Origin of the sequence: Dokdonia sp. Asnod3-C12 (assembly GCF_045063975.1) — a bacterium.
In the GTDB taxonomy this organism is placed as follows: domain Bacteria; phylum Bacteroidota; class Bacteroidia; order Flavobacteriales; family Flavobacteriaceae; genus Dokdonia.
Genome location: NZ_JBEFNY010000003.1, coordinates 952990 through 974179 on the forward strand (window position 1 = coordinate 952990; position 21190 = coordinate 974179).

A 21190-nucleotide genomic window follows, 5' to 3' on the forward strand; every position below is an offset into this window, starting at 1 on the left:
TTACTTTTATTTTAGTTTGCTAGCTCAATGATGATTGGAGAAACTGTCTTCAATCTATATCCTGAGTTACCTTGTATACTTGCTTTAATATCAAAGATCTGTACTGTAGATCCTCTTTTTGCACGCTTTAATGCAGATTGTGCTGCTCCATTAAGCTTATTTCCTTGTACAGAAACCGTAGCCGCATCTCCTGCTCTAAACTTGAAACTATTAACTCTTAAGTTAAGATCAAAGTCAAAATCTGGAAGACTAGCTCCTATTGGCGCTGCTGCAACTGTATTTCTAGGCTTCTTTAAGTTACCACCGTCATCACCTCCTAAAGTTCCCACTGGACGTGGAATGTCTTTAATACGGAAAACAGCTTTATCAGAAGCACTACCTCCATCGGGAAGCTTTGCAGTTACATTAATCGTTACTTCACGACCTTGACCAGGAGTCATTGAATAGCTAGTTCCAGATCTTTTAGAAAGACCTACTCCAGATGCAGAAACTGCATTATCTGACACACCAGCAAAAGATATCGTCATTGGGTTTGCAACACCACGATATACTACATTCATCTTATCTGCAGCAATAGTTGCAGAGTTAGGCTTGTTAATCGTAGTAAAAGCTTGTTCAACTGGAACTTCGATTTCCTTACCATCTTGAGGGTAAAATAATGATCCCGTAATTTTGTGATCACCTACACCTCCAGTGTTTACTCCTAAAACAAGTTTACCACCATCAAAAGAAACTTTATCAGCTGGGATTGCACGTCCATCTAATTTTAATTCCACTCTAGAAGGCTTAGTAGAAGAATCTACACGACCTAAAGAAAGAACACCATCAAATGTTGATCCTGTGTAATAAGCACCTTTTGAAGTTGTCATTACAGTTTCGTAGTTGTTTAAAGAAGCAAGTTCTTTAAGATTACCAGAAAGTAATTTTGACAATAATTCATTCTCAACAACTTTAATGTCATTTTGTAATTGAGACATTTTAGTTAAAGAAGATACTGATGGAAATCCTACGTAGTTATAAGATAAATAATCCTGAGTAACTTTTGCTCCATCTCCTTCTCCGCCTGTGACGATAGGAGCTGTACTAAAATCACTTTGAATTTGCGCCGCAAGCGCTTCATTATCTCCTGCAAGTTTCAACATCCCTTCTCGGTAAGCATCCATCTTTGCAAGAAATTCTTGTCCAGTTGGCGATACTTTACCTCCCTTATAATAACGCTCATCGATAAAGTTAGACTTATCCATAGCTTCATAATCCTTAGGGTCTTTTACTTCAGCCAAAAGTGCTGCTTTTTCAGAAGCTAAGTATGCGAAATATTCATCTCCAAGAGCTTTAGCAGATTTTGCTGTTGCAGCGGCTGCTTTAAACTCTTCGTTTTCATTTGCTTTCTTAGATATATCTGCTAGTGCAAGATCATTTTTTGCTTCAAACGTCGCATTAGAACGATCAAATTTTTCGTTTATTGAACCAAAAGCAGATAATACCTCTTTAGACATATTTAGTGCTAGCATTGCTATAAACACTAAATACATTAGGTTAATCATCTTTTGCCTTGGGCTTTGTTTTCCTCCTGCCATTTTTTAAATTTTAGTTGTTAGTTTATTAATTGTGTAAACAACTAAAATTAGTTTTTGTTCATTGCAGAAAGCATTCCACCATATACTCCATTTAACGAAGAAAGATTTGTTGCAAGACTCTCCATTTGATCTTTAAGCTTTCCAGCATTTTGAGTTACTTGCTCGTTGATTTCTGCTTGACGGCTAGAAGACTCTACCTGTACTTTGTAAAGGCTATTTAAAGACTCCATTTGAGCTGCAGCAAGTGCCATCTCTTCAGAATATTTTTTAGTAGAAGACATTGCATCTGCTGTAGGTGCAATTCCTTTAGCAGCACCTTCAAAGCTACGGATGCTAGTTCCTAAGCTTGTCATAAGCTCAGAATCAATTTTTGCTTCTTTAAGCATGTTATCTAATTTTTTAGATAATTGAGCTTCTGCTTCAACAGGAGCTACTGCTTTTTTCTTTGATCCACTTGCACCACCCGCAAGTTCTGGGTACACTAATGCCCAATCAAGCTCATTATCCACAGGTTCAAATGCAGAAATAGCAAATACTACCGCCTCCGTAATTAGACCAACAATAAGCATCTCGTTACCGAAAGGCCAGTGCATTATTTTGAATAAAGCACCAATAATTACTACTGCTGCTCCTAGTCCGTAGACCATATTCATTAATTTCTTTCCAGTTTTTGATTTAGCCATGTTAAATAGGTTTTTTAGTTTAGTTAAGTAAGTTAATTAGATTAAGTAATTGTTATAATTTGGGAATTATTCAATTCGTTATTTCTTCGGCTTTCTAAGGTTGATTTTTTCATCAACACCCATAAAGTCCTGCACGGTTCTAAAACCGATATAACTACGAGCAGAGTCTTGATACTCATAGTCACGTGAGCTTACCTGTAGGAAGTAAGCAACATCTTTCCATGAACCACCACGTATAACTTTACGACGATTGTCTTTGTCATTTACGTTAGGGTTAATAGTAGACATATATTCATAAGAAGCTGGATCATAAGAAGAAGCCACCCACTCTGATACATTTCCTGCCATGTTGTACAGGTTGTAATCATTAGGTTCGTAAGCATCTGCTTCTACTGTGTATAACGCTTGATCTGCGCCATAATCCCCTCTTAAAGGTTTAAAGTTTGCAAGGAAGCAACCTCTATCATTCTTAGCATATGGACCACCCCAAGGGTAATCACCACTTTCTAGTCCGCCACGAGCGGCATACTCCCACTCTGCTTCACCAGGAAGTCTAAAACGGTTTACAAATTGTCTCTTCTTAGATTTCTGATGAGCGTTCTTGTACATCGTTCTCCACTCACAAAAAGCTTTTGCTTGCATCCATGTAACTCCAACAACCGGATACTCTCCGTATGCATCATGCCAGAAATAGTCATTATGCATAGGCTCGTTATATGAGTATGCAAAATCTTTAATCCAAACCGTTGTATCAGGATAGATTTTTACTGTTTCTGTTTTGATATGATCTTTACGACGACCGCCGTTTTTCTTTGCTGCTTCTTGAATATCAAGATATGTATAGCGGAATTCTAATTTATCAACGTCAATAGTGCGCTGTCCATTATAAGCCTCTTCCATAGGGATGTACATTGTATCCATCACCTCAGCATAATACTCATCTGGATATTCTGAAGTATCCCAAATGATATCAAGATCTTTATTAAGCTTACGACCTTCAAAACCAGTCTCTCCTAGTCCGAAGTAGTTATCATACATGTATTGCTCGTAAGGCGTCATATTCTCAGGATCTGCATCGCTAAATGCAAACTCACCTATACCACCATTACCAGGAGTCTCCCCAAGCTCATCTGCAAGGATTGCAAGTTTTGTACGTACTGTAGAATCACGTACCCACTCTACAAACTGTCTGTATTCTTCGTTAGTGATTTCTGTTTCGTCCATGTAGAAAGAGCGCACAGTAACCGTTTTAGTAGGAGCGTCATTTACCGCAGCAAAGTCATCATCACTCTTACCCATTATGTAAGCACCTCCAGAAACGAGGGTCATTCCATAAGGTTTTTCAGGGTTCCATCGCTTGCCTTTGGCACCGACGAGTTCCCCTCGATCGCCTTTGCCACAACTAGACAGCAAAGCTACTATCGCAATAAATGCAATATACTTTTTCATAGGATATTAGGTTAAGTATTCTAAAGTTAAGGGCGTAAACCTATTTATTTTATTTGTAATAAACAATTTATTCGCCAAAAATAATCATTTCATCGTTGAAACACATTGTCAAATTTCGTTTTTCTTCCTTGCCTTGAACCAACGCTCAGGGATGTTTTGGTTACAAGCATCCAGATAATCTTGGTATGTGCAAGGTAATAACGTGTGCCTTTTTAATTTATTATTCAAGCCCATAATAAATGGAATCTCAATCCACCATCTGGCTGTTTTTTCGCTTTTATAAAATGTTAACACTTCATCTTCAATTGGAACTTGATACGTAAGAAAATTTCCTTTCTCAATATCCATGTTTTCGCTTGCGCGAAAATTTACTCCCTCAATAAAGTACCACATCATTTGAGCAACGAGCATCGCGGCTTTTTCCTCGTGGGCGTCATTCTTATATTCAAAAACTCCAAAAGAAGTCACCTTATCGCTTATGCCTGCATATCGAGCAATAGTACATATCTCCTTGCCATCAAACCCATTAGGCATTTTATTATACCTAGTACTTAGCTCACTACTGCGCACAGCATTTAAGTCTATCGCAACAAGATCTGCATCTCTCATTACAGGCTCCACAATACTCATCATAGCCGAAACATTTCCTAGTCGGTAACTATCAAAGTATAACTTATCCATCAAATCTATTTCCTCCTGAGGATTAAAATAGGTTTGATACCCTATATTTGAATAGTTGAAAAGGTTATATGGTTTCTCAACGATAATCTTTCCTACGTACGATTTATTATGGATAGGCTGGCTCGCATCTCCTAAGTCAAAACGACTATCTACATTCACCACATTTACCATTTGATCCAACTTATCATAAGACCTGTAAATAGGATACACCAAATCTTGGCTTCCTCCTATGTACATAGGTACAATTCCTTTCTTAAAAAGAGTTTCGTTGACAGTTCTGATGGCAAAATAGGTATCATCTACACTTTCTCCTCCATGAATGTCACCCAAATCGGCAATTGTTGTGTGCCAGTTACCAGGGAAAAGTTCGTAAAAAGTGGTCCTAAGTTCTGTAAATGATAATGATTCTCCGAGGTTATTTTGATCACGCCTGTTTTCGCGCAAGCAAATAATAGCGACTTGCACACCTTCTAGATCTGGCATCCCCAACTCCTCACTGTGTAATCTAATGTTATTACCTAGTGATTGATGATGTTGTAATTGTATATGCGCAAGCGCAATTTCTGGTATAGGGCTTAGCACCTCAAAGGCCATATATTACTTCTTTTTTGCAGTCGTTTTTTTCTTTACAGGCGCCTTTTTCTTTGCTGGAGCTTTCTTTTTGGCCGGAGCCTTCTTCTTTGCTGCTGCTTTTTTCTTAGGTGCTTTTTTCTCTATGTACGCCTTGATTTCATCTAAGGTTAACGCTGCTGCGTCTATATCCTTACTTAGCTCAATTTTAGTCTTTCCCTTAATAATATTAGAACGACCCCATCTTGCTTTTTCTACACGTATACCTTCTTCTGGGAAGTCTTGAAGTACTTTATCAATTTCCTTCTGCTTCTTCACTTCAATAAGCTCTACAATATCATCGTCAGAAAGATTATCAAAATCGTACTTCTTATTGACGTTAATAAACATCCCGTTCCATTTTATAAATGGCCCGAAACGCCCTGTTCCTTTTTGAACTGGAAGGTCTTCATAGGTATAAATAGGAGCATCTGCCTTTTGCTTCTCTTTGATATACACAATAGCTTCATCAAGATCTACATCCATAGGGTCTCGACCTTTAGGTAATGAAACAAAGGTTGCCCCAAATTTCACATAAGGACCAAAACGACCATTATTTACAGATACTTCTTCTTCTTCAAATGTACCCAAATCTTTAGGCAGTTTAAACAAGTCCATCGCTTGCTCATAAGTCAGGTTTGCCAGCGTTTGATCTGGACCTAAACTTGCAAAACGTGGCTTTTCCTCATCTTCTACAGAACCTATTTGCACCATAGGTCCAAATTTCCCTAGACGAACACTTACCGGCTTACCACTTTCTGGGTCTTTACCTAAAATACGCTCACCTACCTCACGGTCTGCATTTTTCTCTACGTCTTTTACATGCGGATGGAAATCCTTGTAAAAGTCCTTCATCATCTTTGTCCACTCCTGCTTACCCTCTGCAATATCATCAAAATCTGCTTCGACTTTTGCTGTAAAGTTGTAATCAAGAATATTTTCAAAGTGCTGTACAAGGAAATCATTTACTACCATTCCCACATCTGTAGGAACTAGCTTTCCTTTATCTGAACCTACCATCTCTGTTAAGGTTCTATCTTTTATCTCGTTGTTTTCGAGACTCAAGACATCATACGCTCGTTCTTTACCATCTACAGTACCCTTCTCCACATACTTACGATTTTGTATCGTAGTAATAGTAGGTGCATATGTAGACGGACGACCGATACCAAGCTCCTCTAATTTCTTTACTAGAGATGCTTCTGTATATCTATACGGTGGTCTTGTAAAACGCTCTGTTGCGGTAATGTAAGAATTGAGTAATGTTTCTCCCGTTTTAAGATCCGGAAGTAATCCAGTCTCTTCTTCATCTTCATCATCATGACCTTCAAGGTATACCTTTAAGAATCCTTCAAATTTTAAAATCTCTCCATTTGCAGTAAAGTTATCTGTTCCTGCACTTGAAGCTATCTGCACATTAGTACGCTCTAATTGCGCCTCACTCATTTGTGATGCAATGGCACGTTTCCAGATCAAATCGTATAAACGCATTTGATCACGCTCCATATTTACAGAATGCTTAGAAAAATCTGTTGGGCGTATCGCTTCGTGAGCTTCTTGCGCTCCTTTTGACTTCCCTTTATAGTTACGTTCCTTATGAAATTCTTTACCGTAAGCAGCTAGTATTTCTGCTTGAGCACCGGCTTTTGCATCTTTAGATAAGTTTACACTATCTGTTCTCATATATGTAATGTGCCCTGCCTCATAGAGACGTTGCGCCATATTCATCGTTTTACTAACAGAGAAGTATAACTTTCTACTTGCTTCTTGTTGCAATGTAGAAGTTGTAAATGGTGGTGCTGGTGATTTTTTGGCTGGCTTTTTTGTAAGCGCATCTACTTTAAAAGTCGCCTTCAAGTTTTTCTCAAGAAATTCTTGTGCTTTTTTCTTAGTAGTAATGTTTTTAGGAAGTTTTGCTCTAAAAGATTTTCCATCTTCTGTAGTAAACTCAGCGTCTATTCTATAAGAAGCTTGTGCTTCAAAGTTTAACACCTCGCGCTCACGCTCTACAATAAGTCTTACAGAAACAGATTGCACTCGCCCTGCCGAAAGTCCTCCTTTTACCTTTCTCCATAATACTGGCGAAAGTTCGTAACCCACAAGTCTATCTAAAACTCTACGCGCTTGTTGTGCGTTTACAAGATCATAATCAATCTTGCGAGGATTATCGATTGCTCTTAAAATAGCAGTTTTTGTAATCTCGTGAAAAACAATACGCTTAGTACGGTCTGGTGTTAACCCGAGCTCTTGCTCGAGGTGCCATGCAATAGCCTCACCCTCGCGATCCTCATCACTTGCTAGCCAAACCATATCGGCTTTTGCGGCTAGTGACTTTAGATTTTTTACTACCTTTTTCTTATCGTCAGAGACTTTATATTTAGGAGTAAAATCTCCATCTACATCAACGCCTAACTCCTTAGAGGGAAGGTCTGCTATGTGTCCAAAACTACTCTCAACTTTATAGTCAGAGCCTAGAAATTTTTCTATTGTTTTAGCCTTTGCAGGTGACTCCACAATGACGAGATTCTTTGCCATACATCTTATTTTTCAGGGTACAAAAGTAGATGTTTTATTTATATCGCAATCCGCAAGGGCATTATTTCTGTGATATTTCACTTTTTGAAGCATCGCAAATCACTGTTTTATGGAGTTATTACGCTTTCGCGAAAGCGTAACTTTACTACGCTCCTATCTGAGCAATCATATCATCATCTTCCGTAAAACCAACCACATCTTTATATATAAGGTATGCCGGTAAATAGACAATAGAAACGGTTGCATACACTCCTACAAAACAAGCAATAAAGCCCACAATCACAGCTAAAATGCCAATAACAACACAAGTCCCAAAAGTAATTCCCCACTTTTTATTCCCTAGTGCAAAAGCTGCTTTGTAGATGTCGTTTACGGACCAATCAGGATTAAAAGCAAATATCACAATGGCAAATTGTAACGGCACCAACACATAAAACAATGGAATTATAAAAAACAAGGCAGCTAGCACAGCAATCCCCACCTGCATCATTGAAAGTACTAACACCTTCTTGAGATACTTTTTCTTGATAAACATCCCAAAACCTACTCCGCTTTCACCTCTTCGGTTGCGGTCTTTCATACGTATGATTCTGTAAAAAGCTGCTTGAAGTGCAAAGTTGACTACAGACATAACCACTAGAATCACTACATACATCACCATCATAAGAATAGCTGCAACGATACCTACCTCATCATCATTATAAGAGACATCGCCATATTCTATAAAAGCACCACCTAAGCCCATAGGCAACATGACCGCCATAGACACTCCCCAAGAAACAGCAATCGTTAACACTTGCATAAGCAAACCTTGAAGCCATACTTTTTGAAACAAATCAATCGCTCGGCCAAACAAGTCTCCAAAATCAATATGTGGTGCTTGTCTTATCTTGACAAGCATATCTGATAATATCATTTTTCATCTTTTATTAAGGTCGTAAAAATATAAGATTAATCGACAGTCAGACTAAAATCTCCTAGCAAATTGCAAGGCAACATACTGACTTCTGCCTTCGCGTTTTGTTTCTCTTGTTCGAAAATTATAAACAACACTGTATAGATTTTTTTCTCCACGGTACGTAATTCCAGATTTAAAAGACAAGATGGTTGAGACTATAGGTAATGTAAAAGCAGAGTCATCTCCAAAGGGATGCCCTTCAATGAGTGCGTTAAGAAATACATACTCTGCTCCTACTCCCGCAAAGCCATAAAACTCATGCTTACCTCCCAACCTCCCAAAAGCCGAGGAGCTAGCCACCACATCTCGATCACCTATAAAAAGGAGCGCTTCTTGTCTTGCAAAAACTCTTCGTGTTCCAAACGCTACCGTAGACTGAAATGCAACGTTTTTAAACAAATTAGAATATTCTAAATGATAGTCTTTAACAAAAGTTCCATAGCCGTTAAAATGCAAACTATTGCCTATTTCACCTTCCCAAACAGGTATGAATTCATTGATAAGCTCATGATAGGCAACTTGAATTTTACCAGCTTTAGACTGCTCACCCGCAAGTCCCAGTTCAGCATCAATTTTAAAAAGCACATCTTCTTGCGCTTTTGAAACGGAGCCTCTTACAAAAAGATACCCTGCATAAGGACGTTCAAGAAAATCAAAATTAGTTTCAAAGAGTTCTCTAGGCGTGTAGGTTTCCTGACCTAACATAAGATCTAACTGCAGCGGATACTCTTGCTTTTTAAAAATAAAGTCTCCTTGTAATTGCCTACTATAACTTAAGAATGTCCCTGCTGTATAATAACGATCTATAGCAAAGACAAAGTCGTTATCATGTTGTACAGCGATTTGATGTAACAATCGTTGTGTTTTAGTCTCCTCAACAGATTGAGAATAACCAGTCTGAATGACTAGTAACAGCAATAAGATAAATAGTTTATGTAGCAATCTTCGGGTTTTAAAAAAGCAAATAACGAGAATTTTATGTAATTCTTGGCGTCTGCCACTTTGTCACAACTCTACATTAGACGTATCTTTGCATAATCCTTGACAAAGATTTTGGACGAATAAGCAGATGGAAAAAATAATAGAAGAATACAAACAAGGGGAAGCGCTTACATTAGAGCGCAAACTTGAGAATACAAAAAAGCTTTTTATAGAAAGTTACGGTTGCCAGATGAACTTTGCAGATAGCGAGGTGGTGGCTTCCATTCTTGCAAATGAAGGGTATAATACTACTCTAATTCTTGAAGAAGCAGATCTTGTGCTAGTAAACACTTGTTCTATACGTGAGAAGGCAGAGATTACTGTGCGTAAACGCTTAGAAAAATATCAAGCCGTAAAGCGCAAGCAAAATCCTAATATGAAAGTAGGAGTGCTAGGCTGTATGGCAGAGCGTCTTAAAAGCAAATTTCTTGAAGAAGAAAAAATAGTTGATCTCGTAGTAGGTCCAGATGCTTATAAAGACATTCCTAACTTACTTAGCGAGGTAGAAGAAGGTAGAAATGCAGTAAACGTAATCTTATCTAAAGAAGAAACTTACGGAGATATCTCACCAGTACGATTATTAACTAATGGTGTTACCGCTTTTGTATCAATCACTCGTGGTTGTGATAATATGTGTACGTTCTGTGTCGTTCCTTTTACAAGAGGTCGCGAGCGTAGCCGTGATCCTCAGTCTATACTAGAAGAAGTACAAGATCTTGCTGAAAAAGGTTTTAAAGAAATCACACTACTTGGTCAAAACGTTGACTCCTACTTATGGTATGGCGGCGGACTCAAGAAAGATTTTGACAAGGCTAGTGAAATGGCAAAAGCTACTGCGGTAAATTTTGCGCAGCTCATGGACACCGTTGCAAAGGCTCAGCCTAAAATGCGCATACGTTTCTCTACCTCAAACCCTCAAGATATGACGCTTGATGTAATAGAGGTAATGGCAAAACACAAGAATGTATGTAATTACATTCACCTGCCTGTGCAGTCTGGAAGCGATAGGATTTTACAATTAATGAATCGCCAGCATACGGTTGCAGAGTACAAAACGCTCATTGATAATATTAAAAATCTAATCCCTCATATTGGGATTAGTCAAGATATGATTACTGGTTTCCCTACAGAAACCGAAGAAGACCATCAAGGAACACTTGATCTTATCAACTATGTAAAATATGATTTTGGTTTTATGTTCTACTATTCTGAGCGTCCAGGTACTATGGCAGAACGCAAGATGGAAGATGACATCCCGCTAGCGATAAAAAAGAGACGTTTACAAGATGTGATTGACCTACAAAGAGCAATCTCTAGAGACAACTTACTTCGCTACCAAGATCAAACGGTAGAGATTCTTATAGAAAAGGAATCAAAAAAGAATAAAGATGAGTGGAGCGGTCGTAATGATCAGAATGTCGTTGCCGTTTTCCCTAAAGGAGATTACAAAGTAGGTGACTTTGTTAATGTAAAAATTAATGAATGTACGACAGGGACACTTATAGGTGAGGCAACAGGCTACGCAGCGTACTGGCAATAGAAACACAAAGTACTGTGCTAGCAATAGTTTTTTGAGAATAACGCTTTCGCGAAAGCGCAACACATTTTATACTAATCAAATAGATACCCACTGTAATGGGCGTTTACTATGGAAGGAATACAAACCACAAAACAACGATTTGGTATCATAGGAGATAATCCTGCACTAAATCGCGCTATCGAAAAAGCTATACAAGTGGCTCCTACAGATATTTCTGTACTAGTGACAGGAGAATCTGGAGTAGGTAAAGAGAGTGTCCCGCGCATTATACACTCACTTTCTCATAGAAAACATAATAAATATATTGCTGTAAACTGTGGAGCAATCCCAGAGGGAACGATAGATAGCGAGCTTTTTGGACACGAGAAAGGTGCATTTACAGGTGCAACTTCTACAAGAAGTGGATACTTTGAGGAGGCAGATGGTGGGACGATATTTCTAGATGAAGTGGGAGAACTACCGCTACCTACCCAAGTACGTTTATTAAGAGTTTTAGAGAATGGAGAGTTTTTAAAAGTAGGCTCTTCAAAAACACAAAAAACAGACGTGCGCATCGTTGCAGCGACTAATGTGTCGATGTTTGAAGCTATCCAAGAAGGGAAGTTTCGTGAGGATTTATTTTATAGACTGAGTACCGTAGATATCCCGCTTCCTCCACTGAGAGAGCGCAAAGGAGACATTCATTTATTGTTTAGGAAATTTGCATCAGACTTTGCTATGAAGTATAAGATGCCAACGATACGACTGTCTGAAGAAGCAGTACAACTTCTAGTTTCATATCGCTGGAATGGAAACATACGCCAGCTACGTAACGTAGCCGAGCAAGTATCTGTATTAGAAACTAACCGTGAAGTATCGGCTGCAACTATAAGCAACTATCTTCCCGACACAGGATCTAGACTTCCTGCCATTGTAAAGTCACAAGAGAAGTCTGACTTCTCAAACGAGCGTGAGATTCTATACAAAGTCCTTTTTGACATGAAAGCCGACTTGAATGATCTAAAAAAACTCACACTCGAGTTAATGAAAAATGGGAATACCTCAGATGTACGTGAGGAGAATGAGAGCCTCATTAAAAAGATTTATGACGATGATGACGACTCATATGAGACCGTAGAAGAAGTAATGGACGTACTACAGATACCTCATAAATCACAAGCACAAGCTCCTACTCCACCTCAACCAGAACCTACCGCAGACCCCTATCATTTTGCAGAAGAAATTGAGGAAGAAGAAACACTATCGCTACACGATAAAGAGCTTGAACTTATCAAGAAATCATTAGAGCGTCACAAAGGTAAACGCAAAGTAGCCGCACAAGAACTAGGTATAAGCGAGCGCACATTATATAGAAAAATCAAGCAGTTTGATTTGTAAGTCATAATTGCAAGAGTATTTTAGTTAAAATAAATTTCATCAATCATCAATCAAAAAACTTTATTAAATGAACAAAACACTATTATTTTTAATTCTTTCATGTATTGGCATAAATAGCGTTGCACAAACGGAATACGTAAAGGGATATTTTATTGAAAATAACAACAATAAAATTGAATGCTTAATTAAAGACAATGACTGGAATAATAATCCAGAAAATTTTCAATATAAATTATCTAAAGACTCCAAGTCTTTAACGGGTGATATCAGTACAGTTAAGGAGTTCATGATTTTAAACTCTTCTAAGTATGTTAGGGCTACAGTAAAAATTGATATGTCAAGTGCTAGCGCTGATTTTTTAGATAAAAGTAGAGCTCCTATTTTTGAAACAAAAACGCTATTCCTAAATATGTTAGTTGAAGGAAACACTAGCTTATACTCTTACAAAAATGGAACTATAACCAGATATTTTTATAGTAAACCTGGGGCTGAAATCAAGCAACTTGTGTATAAGAAATTCTTAACTACAACTGGCAAAATCAGCACAAATACGCAATATAAACAGCAATTAAAAACAGAGATAACGTGTCCTAAAAACGCTACAAGTAGCCCAGAGAATGTTAGTTACAACAAGAGTAGTTTAATTGGCTACTTTATTGAACACAACGAATGCAATAATTATAGTTTTAAAAATTATAATACGGAGACAAAAGGCAAGGTCATTAACCTTTCTATAAGACCTAGAATAAACAATTCTTCCTTCTCAATTAGTAATCCAGGCGCCACCGTTAAAGAAGCTGACTTAGGCAGTAAGACAAACTTTGGTGTTGGATTAGAACTTGAATTAATCTTACCCACCAATAATAATAAATGGGCTTTCATTATTGAACCTTCATACCAAAGTTTCAAATCTGAAATAACTCAGGAAGCTGGATCTGTTTTTGGCGATGCTATTACTACATCAATTGACTATTCATCTATAGAAATACCATTGGGTCTAAGACATTATTTTTTTCTAAATGATAATTCTAAACTTTTTGTAAACGCATCATTTATTGTAGACATATCTTCAGAAACGGCTGTCGAATTTGACCCTGCAAATAATTCTTCCATTGCTCCGTTAGATGTACAGTCAGGAAGTAATATCGCTTTTGGAGTAGGCTACAAATTTAATAATAGGTATAGTGCTGAGGTTAGATATCAAACAGATAGAAATTTACTTAGCGATTTTATTGAATGGGATTCGAGTTATCAAACTACTTCCTTTATCATAGGATACACGATTTTCTAATATTTGTTTCATCATTCACTTTATAGTTTACACCACATGAAATCATTTAACAACTTCATCATTTTAATTACAACAGTCTTTTTAATTCAAGGCTGTAGCGTGTATTCATTAAGTGGCGTGTCTATAGATAAAGAAGAGACGTTTGAAGTTCGCTTTTTTCAAAACGAGGCTGCAATTGTTGAGCCCGGAATAGATAGAGAGTTTACAGAACAGCTTAGGGATATTATCCAGAACCAATCACCACTAGTACTTACAAACAGCAATGCAGATGTAGTGTACGAAGGTGAGATAATAGAATATTACATTGCTCCGCAAGCTTCTACTTCAGAAAATCTAGCAGCACAAAACCGACTTACCATTACAGTAAATGTTCGTTTTTTTAATAATACTCGGGAAGATGGTGAGTATGATTTTGAACGCAGGTTTTCATTTTTCTCAGATGTGCCTGGTGAAACACAATTAGTAGGTAGCGCTCTAGATAGTGCTCTGGATGAAATTTATGAGCGTATCACTCAGGATGTTTTTAATGCATCACTAGCTCGCTGGTAATGACTACAGAACAATACACATATTTACTAGAACATCCTGACCAGATTAATACTGAGCAGACAAGCGATTTGCGCACTATTATTGACGCATTTCCTTTCTTTCAAAGTGCTCATGCTCTGTATCTAAAAGGATTAAAAAACCAAGAGAGCTTTGCTTACAACAAAGCATTAAAGCGTACAGCTAGCCACACAGCAGATAGAGCCGTATTATTTGACTATATCACGTCAGAGCATTTCTTACAGACAGCGGTAAGTACTCAAATAAAAGATCAAGAAAAACAACTACGATCTCTAGAAGTCACAGATGCACAAGATGTATCTATTCTAGTCGAGCAAGAAGAACAAGCAAAAGCATCGCAAATTCTTGATCCAGATTTATTTGTAGAAAAGAAAGACTCTATTATGACTAGAGCAAAGGCGGAGGATACGCTTCAAGTAGGCAAGCCATTACCTTTTACAAAATCTGAAGCGCATTCATTTTCTGAGTGGTTACAGCTTTCTTCTTTTCAACCCATAGATCGCTCATCTACATCTGATGACAAAGAGCTTCCTGCTCCTACTCCTACAAAAGAAGTAGTAATTAAAAAGGAAACTACAACCGCATCAAAATCTGATAATGAGGAAACTACAACTAAAGTTTCGCGAAAGCGAAAACAACAAATTATAGATTCCTTTATAGAAACAAATCCGAAAATTGGAAATATAAAGTCAATACCGGCAGATAAAAAGAAAACAAAAAAAGAATTTCTATTTTCTTCTGATGCCTTGATGACAGAGACTTTAGCACGAGTTTATGTCGAGCAAAAAAACTTTCCAAAAGCAAAACAAGCATACCGAATTTTAAGTTTGAAATATCCAGAAAAAAGTGGTTTCTTTGCAGACCAAATTCGAGCAGTAGAACAACTTGAAGAACAAAAAGATTAAAATATTATGAGTACTACGTTTTATATATTTTTAGGATTGATCATTATAGTAGCTTTCCTTCTTATTGTCGTTATTATGGTTCAAAACCCTAAAGGAGGCGGATTATCTTCTTCTTTTGGCGGTGGTGGAACACAGCAAATGGGTGGCGTTCAGAAAACAACAGATTTTCTTGACAAAGCAACATGGGCACTAGCGACTATCTTATTAGTACTTATTCTTGCTAGTAACCTAAGTATTTTTGACGGTACTATAAGAAGCGAGTCTCAAGTTTTTGATGCAGATGCTGTAGAACAAACTACTCCTGCTCCAGAACCAGTAAGTCTTCCAGATAATGGAGGAGATCAATAGACTCTCACAACATAACATATTAAAGAGCCAGCTATTTTAGCTGGCTCTTTTTTGTTATGCAAATTTGTCAGTGCATGGTGAGTGGCATAATTTCTGTCTTTTACGCTCGCGTAACCAGTTAAGGGTTACAATAACAATTCAACTCAATAATTAAATCTATAACAATGGCAATTAAAATCAAACCATTAGCAGACCGCGTTGTAATCGAGCCTGTTGCGGCAGAAACTCAAACAGCATCTGGTTTATATATCCCAGATAGCGCACAAGAAAAACAACAAAAAGGCAAAGTAGTAGCTGTAGGATCTGGAACTAAAGATCACGAGATGACAGTAGTCGTAGGTGATACAGTTATTTATGGAAAATACTCAGGTAGCGAACTCAAATTTGACGGAGTAGATTATATGATCATGAAAGAGGATGATATCCTTGCGATAGTATAAATAGATATTCGCTTTCGCGAAAGCGTACCAAGAGTAATTAAAATATTTTAAACATAGCGCTTAAAGCATAAAGCCGCAAGCCTTTGTAAAAACAAAACAAAATGGCAAAAGACATAACATTTAATATAGAAGCACGCGACGGTTTAAAACGTGGCGTAGATAAACTAGCAAACGCAGTAAAAGTTACTTTAGGACCTAAAGGTCGTAACGTGATTATTTCAAAATCATTTGGCGCACCACAGGTGACTAAAGATGGGGTAACAGTTGCAAAAGAAATTGAACTGGAAGACGCTTTAGAAAACATGGGAGCTCAGATGGTAAAAGAAGTAGCTTCTAAGACTAACGATCTTGCTGGAGATGGTACAACTACCGCTACAGTTCTTGCTCAGGCAATCGTTACTGAAGGACTTAAAAACGTTGCTGCAGGAGCAAACCCAATGGATCTTAAGCGCGGTATCGATAAAGCTGTAGAAGCTATCGTTGCAGATCTTGAGAAGCAAACTACTAAAGTGGGTAACTCTTCTGATAAAATCAAGCAAGTAGCATCTATCTCTGCAAACAATGATGATGTAATAGGTGATCTTATTGCTCAAGCATTTGGAAAAGTAGGAAAAGAAGGTGTTATTACTGTAGAAGAAGCAAAAGGAACAGAAACATATGTGGACGTTGTAGAAGGTATGCAGTTTGACCGTGGATTCCTTTCTCCTTACTTTGTTACTAATAGTGAGAAAATGAGTGCAGAACTTGAGCAGCCATATATCTTACTTTTTGACAAGAAGATTTCAAACATGAAAGATTTGCTACCTGTACTTGAGCCTGTAGCTCAAACTGGAAAGCCACTTCTTATCATTGCAGAGGATGTAGACGGAGAAGCACTAGCAACATTAGTAGTAAATAAATTACGTGGAGCTCTCAAAATTGCTGCTGTAAAAGCACCAGGTTTTGGAGATCGTCGTAAAGCTATGTTAGAAGACATCGCAATTCTTACTGGAGGAACTGTAATCTCAGAAGAGAGAGGTTTCACTTTAGAAAATACTACACTTGATATGCTAGGTACGGCAGAAACTGTATCTATAGATAAGGACAACACTACGATTGTAAACGGAGCTGGAGATTCAAAAGTTATTAAAGCTCGTGTAGGTCAAATCAAATCTCAGATTGAGACTACTACATCAGATTACGATAAGGAAAAACTTCAAGAACGTCTAGCTAAACTTGCTGGAGGTGTTGCTGTACTATATGTAGGTGCTGCTTCTGAAGTTGAGATGAAAGAAAAGAAAGACCGCGTGGATGATGCTTTACATGCAACTCGCGCAGCTGTAGAAGAAGGTATCGTAGCTGGAGGTGGTGTTGCACTTGTGCGCGCTAAGAAAGCTCTTGAAAAAATCAAAACAGAAAATGCAGATGAAGCAACTGGTGTACAGATTGTAAATCGCGCTATAGAGGCACCTTTACGTACTATCGTTTCTAACGCTGGTGGTGAAGGAGCTGTTGTTATTTCTAAAGTTATGGAAGGCAAAAAAGACTTCGGTTTTAATGCTAAAAATGGCGAGTATACAGACATGCTTAAAGCTGGTATTATCGATCCTAAAAAAGTAACACGTGTAGCCCTTGAGAATGCTGCATCTGTTTCAGGAATGATTCTTACTACTGAGTGTGCTCTTACAGATATTAAAGAAGATGCACCTGCAATGCCTCCTATGGGAGGTGGCGGAATGCCAGGAATGATGTAAGTCGCATTGCGACAAACTTTATTTGGGTTACCTCTGGGTATATTCAATAAAAAACCTCTGCTTTTCGGCAGAGGTTTTTTTTATGGTTGTTGTTACGCTTTCGCGAAAGCGTACTACTTCTTTTTAAAATATTGCCAGACAGAAACTGCAATCATCACTACTAGAATTGGTAGAATAAAAATCAAATCATACCGAACCTCAACCCCATAGTCGAGATGCTCATGTGTCAGATATACTTGAATATTATATTCCCAAATTATATAGAAAACTACTAACACAATGGTGCAAATCTGGGCAGTGGTAAACTTTAACTTCATACAAATCTTATAAGCATAATAATTGCCATTATGATCATAATAGCATTCTCAATAAAAGTTGCTTCTGTCATAGGTAGCTTTAAAGCTGTGCCCAAACATGCGCATTGAATTTCCTTTTTACTCAACAGTGTTTTAGTCACACCCACCGTGGTAACACCAAGAATCACGATAGTAGCTATAAGTGCTATTTCTACTTGAAAACGCATTAAAAACATAAGTCCTAGTACGGTTTCGATAAACGGATAGACTTTACCATAAGCCGGTATTGTTCGAGCCAGCGGATCATACATAGAAAAGCTTGTTGAAAAGCCTTTAAGATCTAGCATTTTAAAGAAGCTAAAAACAATATAAAAAAGCCCCATAAAATCTAACATACCAGACTGCCAGCTGGCTTCTTTATAATTGAGCAATACAGATGCTACAGTGATGTAAAATAATATCAAAAGCAACGGTTTGAGTTGGTGCAATTTTGACTCTTCAACTACTTGCGCAGCTGACTCACTATTTACAAACACTCCAGAACTACTCTCTTGCTTTTCACTTATTGCTTTCGAGACCTTCTTAGATGACAAGCTATATTTTTCTGGCAAAGCATCTTGTAGTGTCTTTATAGAAATGTGATCAACCATCGTGAGGATAGCTTCTTCATCTTCTAGGGACACAATTACATTTGCAACACCATCAATATCGCCTAGCTTTTTTTCTACACCTGCTCTGCAACCATTACAGGTCATTCCCTTTACTGTATACGCTTGCTTTATCATAGTCATTAGTGATTATGGTCATCATGGTGTTCCTCCTCAAGAGGAGCTTCCACGAGCACTTCTTTTTGCTCATATACACTCAGTGACTTCCCTTTATAATTAGTTACATATAATATATCACCTACCAGCAACATATCTGTAGGTTTTAAAATGGCATCATTAATTTCTTGTTTAAAATTCCCTTCATGATCAAAAACTAAGACTCTATTATTCTCAAAGTCTGTAGAGAACACTTCTTTGTCTGAAACGTAGATACCAGTGGCTGCATTTATCTCTTGATCTTCCCCTACTGTCATCAAGTGATTTCCTTTTTTATCAAATTTTTGAAGTCTATTGTTATAAGCATCGGCTACCCAGAGGGCGTCATCTGTAATTTGCACGTCTGTAGGGTAGTAAAAATCTCCATCTGCCTTACCCTCTTTTCCAAATGAAGACCAAGTCACACCATCTTCAGTATATAAAATACGATTGTTATAAAAATCTGCTATAGCTATCGCATTACCTCTAGCATCTATACCAGCAGGTGCATCAAGACTATCGGTTATTGCGATAGCCTTTTTTGTAGCTCCTAACACAGACAGCACCTCATCATTACCGTATTGCGGGATATATACTATACCAGCATCTGTTGCGATATGCATAGGTCTATCTAGGGAATCTATAGATTGCTGTATATCTCCATTAAGATTTACTTGAACAACCCTATTGTGATCTCCATCACTTAACCACAGTCCATTTTGATCTTGTGCAATCCCAATCGGGTTTATGCCTTGAAGATTAATTGTCTTGGTATGTACCCAAGCGATTTGAGTTTTTGGCTCCTCTTTGCAGCTATATAGAGTGAGAGCTGCAATGAGTATAATGTATAAATTTTTCATAGTTATTTTGTGTTTAAAAAAGAGAGGCAGCGGCATGCTTATCACATAACTGCCTCACTCGTCTTTACCTTAGGGGTGAAAGACACTATTGTACTAAGCGCTCATATTTACAACAAGCCGGAAGATTATCATAAGCTCCTGCTGTTGCTTTATGAGCTTTTGTGTCGTGACCAGCCTTAGCTATTTCTTTTTGTATTGCATCTGTTGTTGTCTGGCTGTTATCAAAGCTAACCTCTAACATCTGATTATTCTGATTCCAAGCCGCATCTGTCACTCCTTCTATACCGGTCGTAACTTTTACAATACGCGCCTCACACATTCCACACTTACCTGCTACAAGCATTTTCTGAGTTTTTACAATGCTTTCTTTTGTAAGCTTTGTAGTATTCGTTTCAGAGAGTTCTACTTCGCCATCAGCTCTAGTGACTTTTGAGGTAATAGGAGTATATCCAGCTTTTTCTACCTGTTTTACAACAGCATCCATAGTCAGTGCTTTTTCTGCAGGATACTCAAAACTAAAGTCGCCTGTTTCAATATCAATAGCTACTTTCTTTATTCCTTTAAACTCTTTGAACTTCTTCTCTAATCCGTATGCACAGAATGGACAACCTAGGCCGTCTACTTGAACTTCAAATTGATCCATTTCCTTTTGTGCTTGCACACCCATAGTGGTAAACAAGGCTATTACTAATATTGATATTATTGTTTTCATAATGTTTAATTTAATTCTCTATATGAGATAATGTTATTATTAAAGTATAAAACGTGTTCCTAGGTATATAGAATATTTCCTCTCTACTGCCTCAGGAACGTTTTGGCTAAGCGGTACTTGAACCCCTGCTTCCCATGTCCATTGTTTTCTCGCATATTGAATTCCTTGAGCATATAGCAATTCAAATTGATCACGCTCTAAAAACCACTCGCTAGAATATTCAAAATATAAATTGAGTTGATTAACAGGATACGTAGGTTTAAGCAATGGCAATCCAAAACCTAATTTATAAACCAACTTATCAAGAGATCCATCTGGCATCCAGCTATATCCTGCTTCATTAGAAATACCATATTTGAGCGATTCATAACCTGCTACCACACCATAATACCCTGAGTATTTACCGGTACTTATACCCTCAATATCGAGGGCTTCTCCGGTAGGTAAGGTCTGTAATGTTTTGGCAACCATTCGGAAGGTTTTACCCGTTCCGTCTTTTCTATAAAACTGATATTTACCTACAATGTTGATGTCACCTAATGTGCTTCCGCGAAAATCGTCATAATCATAAGTTACGTAAGGTAAATGCACCGCTACGAGCGTGTTTGATGTAGGTAAATAGTGTAGCATAAGAGGCACGCGAGTTGCTGTCCCGTCTTCTGAAACGCGTATTTCGGTAAGTGTTTTTGCTATAAAACTTCCGCCACCTAACATGATAGGTTTATCTGCAGTAAGTGGTGGTCCTTGTGAGTACGTTTTCGCGAAAGCGAATGTCACCAATAATACTATAAAAATTTTTTTCATTGTGATTCTCGTTATACCCAAAGATTGGGTAATTAGTAATA

At 37.7% G+C, this 21190-nt stretch carries 19 protein-coding genes; 8 read left to right on the forward strand and 11 right to left on the reverse strand.

The features are described from left to right. Positions 1-11: 11 nt before the first annotated feature. The 7 genes from gldM to ACJJVW_RS04465 form a co-directional block, all read right to left on the reverse strand. Positions 12-1577: a gliding motility protein GldM gene (gldM, locus tag ACJJVW_RS04435; RefSeq protein ID WP_405250876.1), complete on the reverse strand. Its 1566-nt coding sequence runs from the start codon at positions 1575-1577 to the stop codon at positions 12-14. Between the two features lie 47 nt (positions 1578-1624). Next, complete coding sequence (gene gldL, locus ACJJVW_RS04440; protein ID WP_339849787.1) at positions 1625-2260, reverse strand: gliding motility protein GldL; 636 nt, start codon at positions 2258-2260, stop codon at positions 1625-1627. A gap of 78 nt (positions 2261-2338) precedes the next feature. Further along, positions 2339-3709 carry a gliding motility lipoprotein GldK gene (gldK, locus tag ACJJVW_RS04445; protein WP_405222675.1) on the reverse strand — a complete coding sequence of 457 codons (1371 nt, stop codon included), beginning with the start codon at positions 3707-3709 and terminating at the stop codon, positions 2339-2341. Between the two features lie 108 nt (positions 3710-3817). Next, complete coding sequence (locus ACJJVW_RS04450) at positions 3818-4984, reverse strand: formimidoylglutamase (RefSeq protein WP_298330567.1); 1167 nt, start codon at positions 4982-4984, stop codon at positions 3818-3820. A gap of 3 nt (positions 4985-4987) precedes the next feature. Further along, positions 4988-7534 (reverse strand): type I DNA topoisomerase, encoded by a 2547-nt coding sequence (gene topA, locus ACJJVW_RS04455; protein WP_379952781.1) that lies wholly within the window; start codon positions 7532-7534, stop codon positions 4988-4990. Positions 7535-7679: 145 nt separating this feature from the next. Next, positions 7680-8450 (reverse strand): hypothetical protein, encoded by a 771-nt coding sequence (locus ACJJVW_RS04460; RefSeq protein WP_405250877.1) that lies wholly within the window; start codon positions 8448-8450, stop codon positions 7680-7682. 51 nt (positions 8451-8501) lie between these two features. Beyond that, a complete protein-coding gene (locus tag ACJJVW_RS04465) occupies positions 8502-9434 on the reverse strand; it encodes a lipid A-modifier LpxR family protein (protein ID WP_405250878.1) in 933 nt (310 codons plus the stop codon). A gap of 127 nt (positions 9435-9561) precedes the next feature. Here ACJJVW_RS04465 and miaB point away from each other — a divergent pair, with 127 nt between their 5' ends. From miaB to groL, 8 genes are all read left to right on the forward strand, one after another. Beyond that, a complete protein-coding gene (gene miaB, locus ACJJVW_RS04470; protein ID WP_405250879.1) occupies positions 9562-11013 on the forward strand; it encodes a tRNA (N6-isopentenyl adenosine(37)-C2)-methylthiotransferase MiaB in 1452 nt (483 codons plus the stop codon). A 108-nt stretch (positions 11014-11121) separates the two neighbouring features. Continuing rightward, on the forward strand, positions 11122-12390 hold the full coding sequence (locus ACJJVW_RS04475; protein WP_013751165.1) for a sigma-54-dependent Fis family transcriptional regulator: 1269 nt from the start codon (positions 11122-11124) through the stop codon (positions 12388-12390). Between the two features lie 67 nt (positions 12391-12457). Continuing rightward, the gene (locus tag ACJJVW_RS04480; RefSeq protein WP_298330585.1) at positions 12458-13681 is read left to right on the forward strand and encodes a porin family protein; all 1224 of its coding nucleotides are present in this window, start codon (positions 12458-12460) and stop codon (positions 13679-13681) included. Positions 13682-13717: 36 nt separating this feature from the next. Continuing rightward, positions 13718-14230 (forward strand): LptE family protein, encoded by a 513-nt coding sequence (locus tag ACJJVW_RS04485; protein ID WP_013751163.1) that lies wholly within the window; start codon positions 13718-13720, stop codon positions 14228-14230. Continuing rightward, positions 14230-15153, forward strand: coding sequence for a hypothetical protein (locus ACJJVW_RS04490; protein WP_405250880.1), 924 nt, complete (start codon positions 14230-14232; stop codon positions 15151-15153). The genes ACJJVW_RS04485 and ACJJVW_RS04490 overlap by 1 nt, the downstream gene beginning before the upstream one ends. A gap of 6 nt (positions 15154-15159) precedes the next feature. Beyond that, positions 15160-15501 carry a preprotein translocase subunit SecG gene (secG, locus tag ACJJVW_RS04495; protein WP_108877017.1) on the forward strand — a complete coding sequence of 114 codons (342 nt, stop codon included), beginning with the start codon at positions 15160-15162 and terminating at the stop codon, positions 15499-15501. 164 nt (positions 15502-15665) lie between these two features. After that, positions 15666-15941: a co-chaperone GroES gene (gene groES, locus ACJJVW_RS04500; RefSeq protein WP_013751160.1), complete on the forward strand. Its 276-nt coding sequence runs from the start codon at positions 15666-15668 to the stop codon at positions 15939-15941. Positions 15942-16042: 101 nt separating this feature from the next. Next, entirely contained in the window at positions 16043-17674 is a 1632-nt protein-coding gene (groL, locus tag ACJJVW_RS04505) for a chaperonin GroEL (RefSeq protein ID WP_405250881.1), read from the forward strand. 313 nt (positions 17675-17987) lie between these two features. Here the strand turns inward: groL and ACJJVW_RS04510 are convergent, their stop codons facing one another. The 4 genes from ACJJVW_RS04510 to ACJJVW_RS04525 all read right to left on the reverse strand — a co-directional run bounded on the left by ACJJVW_RS04510 (position 17988) and on the right by ACJJVW_RS04525 (position 21149). Then, the gene (locus ACJJVW_RS04510) at positions 17988-18755 is read right to left on the reverse strand and encodes a heavy-metal-associated domain-containing protein (protein WP_405222650.1); all 768 of its coding nucleotides are present in this window, start codon (positions 18753-18755) and stop codon (positions 17988-17990) included. A 5-nt stretch (positions 18756-18760) separates the two neighbouring features. Continuing rightward, complete coding sequence (locus ACJJVW_RS04515; protein ID WP_405250882.1) at positions 18761-19633, reverse strand: NHL repeat-containing protein; 873 nt, start codon at positions 19631-19633, stop codon at positions 18761-18763. 85 nt (positions 19634-19718) lie between these two features. Next, positions 19719-20345 (reverse strand): heavy-metal-associated domain-containing protein, encoded by a 627-nt coding sequence (locus ACJJVW_RS04520; protein WP_405250883.1) that lies wholly within the window; start codon positions 20343-20345, stop codon positions 19719-19721. Between the two features lie 39 nt (positions 20346-20384). Then, positions 20385-21149: a hypothetical protein gene (locus ACJJVW_RS04525; protein WP_405250884.1), complete on the reverse strand. Its 765-nt coding sequence runs from the start codon at positions 21147-21149 to the stop codon at positions 20385-20387. Positions 21150-21190: the final 41 nt, after the last annotated feature.

Coding starts and splice junctions, on each gene's coding strand:
- gldM (WP_405250876.1), bottom strand. CDS start 1,577: ATGGCAGGAGGAAAACAAAGCCCAAGGCAAAAGATGATTAACCTAATG.
- secG (WP_108877017.1), top strand. CDS start 15,160: ATGAGTACTACGTTTTATATATTTTTAGGATTGATCATTATAGTAGCT.
- gldL (WP_339849787.1), bottom strand. CDS start 2,260: ATGGCTAAATCAAAAACTGGAAAGAAATTAATGAATATGGTCTACGGA.
- groL (WP_405250881.1), top strand. CDS start 16,043: ATGGCAAAAGACATAACATTTAATATAGAAGCACGCGACGGTTTAAAA.
- miaB (WP_405250879.1), top strand. CDS start 9,562: ATGGAAAAAATAATAGAAGAATACAAACAAGGGGAAGCGCTTACATTA.
- ACJJVW_RS04520 (WP_405250883.1), bottom strand. CDS start 20,345: ATGAAAACAATAATATCAATATTAGTAATAGCCTTGTTTACCACTATG.
- ACJJVW_RS04490 (WP_405250880.1), top strand. CDS start 14,230: ATGACTACAGAACAATACACATATTTACTAGAACATCCTGACCAGATT.
- ACJJVW_RS04450 (WP_298330567.1), bottom strand. CDS start 4,984: ATGGCCTTTGAGGTGCTAAGCCCTATACCAGAAATTGCGCTTGCGCAT.
- ACJJVW_RS04510 (WP_405222650.1), bottom strand. CDS start 18,755: ATGATAAAGCAAGCGTATACAGTAAAGGGAATGACCTGTAATGGTTGC.
- ACJJVW_RS04515 (WP_405250882.1), bottom strand. CDS start 19,633: ATGAAAAATTTATACATTATACTCATTGCAGCTCTCACTCTATATAGC.
- ACJJVW_RS04460 (WP_405250877.1), bottom strand. CDS start 8,450: ATGATATTATCAGATATGCTTGTCAAGATAAGACAAGCACCACATATT.
- topA (WP_379952781.1), bottom strand. CDS start 7,534: ATGGCAAAGAATCTCGTCATTGTGGAGTCACCTGCAAAGGCTAAAACA.
- ACJJVW_RS04525 (WP_405250884.1), bottom strand. CDS start 21,149: ATGAAAAAAATTTTTATAGTATTATTGGTGACATTCGCTTTCGCGAAA.
- ACJJVW_RS04485 (WP_013751163.1), top strand. CDS start 13,718: ATGAAATCATTTAACAACTTCATCATTTTAATTACAACAGTCTTTTTA.
- groES (WP_013751160.1), top strand. CDS start 15,666: ATGGCAATTAAAATCAAACCATTAGCAGACCGCGTTGTAATCGAGCCT.
- gldK (WP_405222675.1), bottom strand. CDS start 3,709: ATGAAAAAGTATATTGCATTTATTGCGATAGTAGCTTTGCTGTCTAGT.
- ACJJVW_RS04480 (WP_298330585.1), top strand. CDS start 12,458: ATGAACAAAACACTATTATTTTTAATTCTTTCATGTATTGGCATAAAT.
- ACJJVW_RS04475 (WP_013751165.1), top strand. CDS start 11,122: ATGGAAGGAATACAAACCACAAAACAACGATTTGGTATCATAGGAGAT.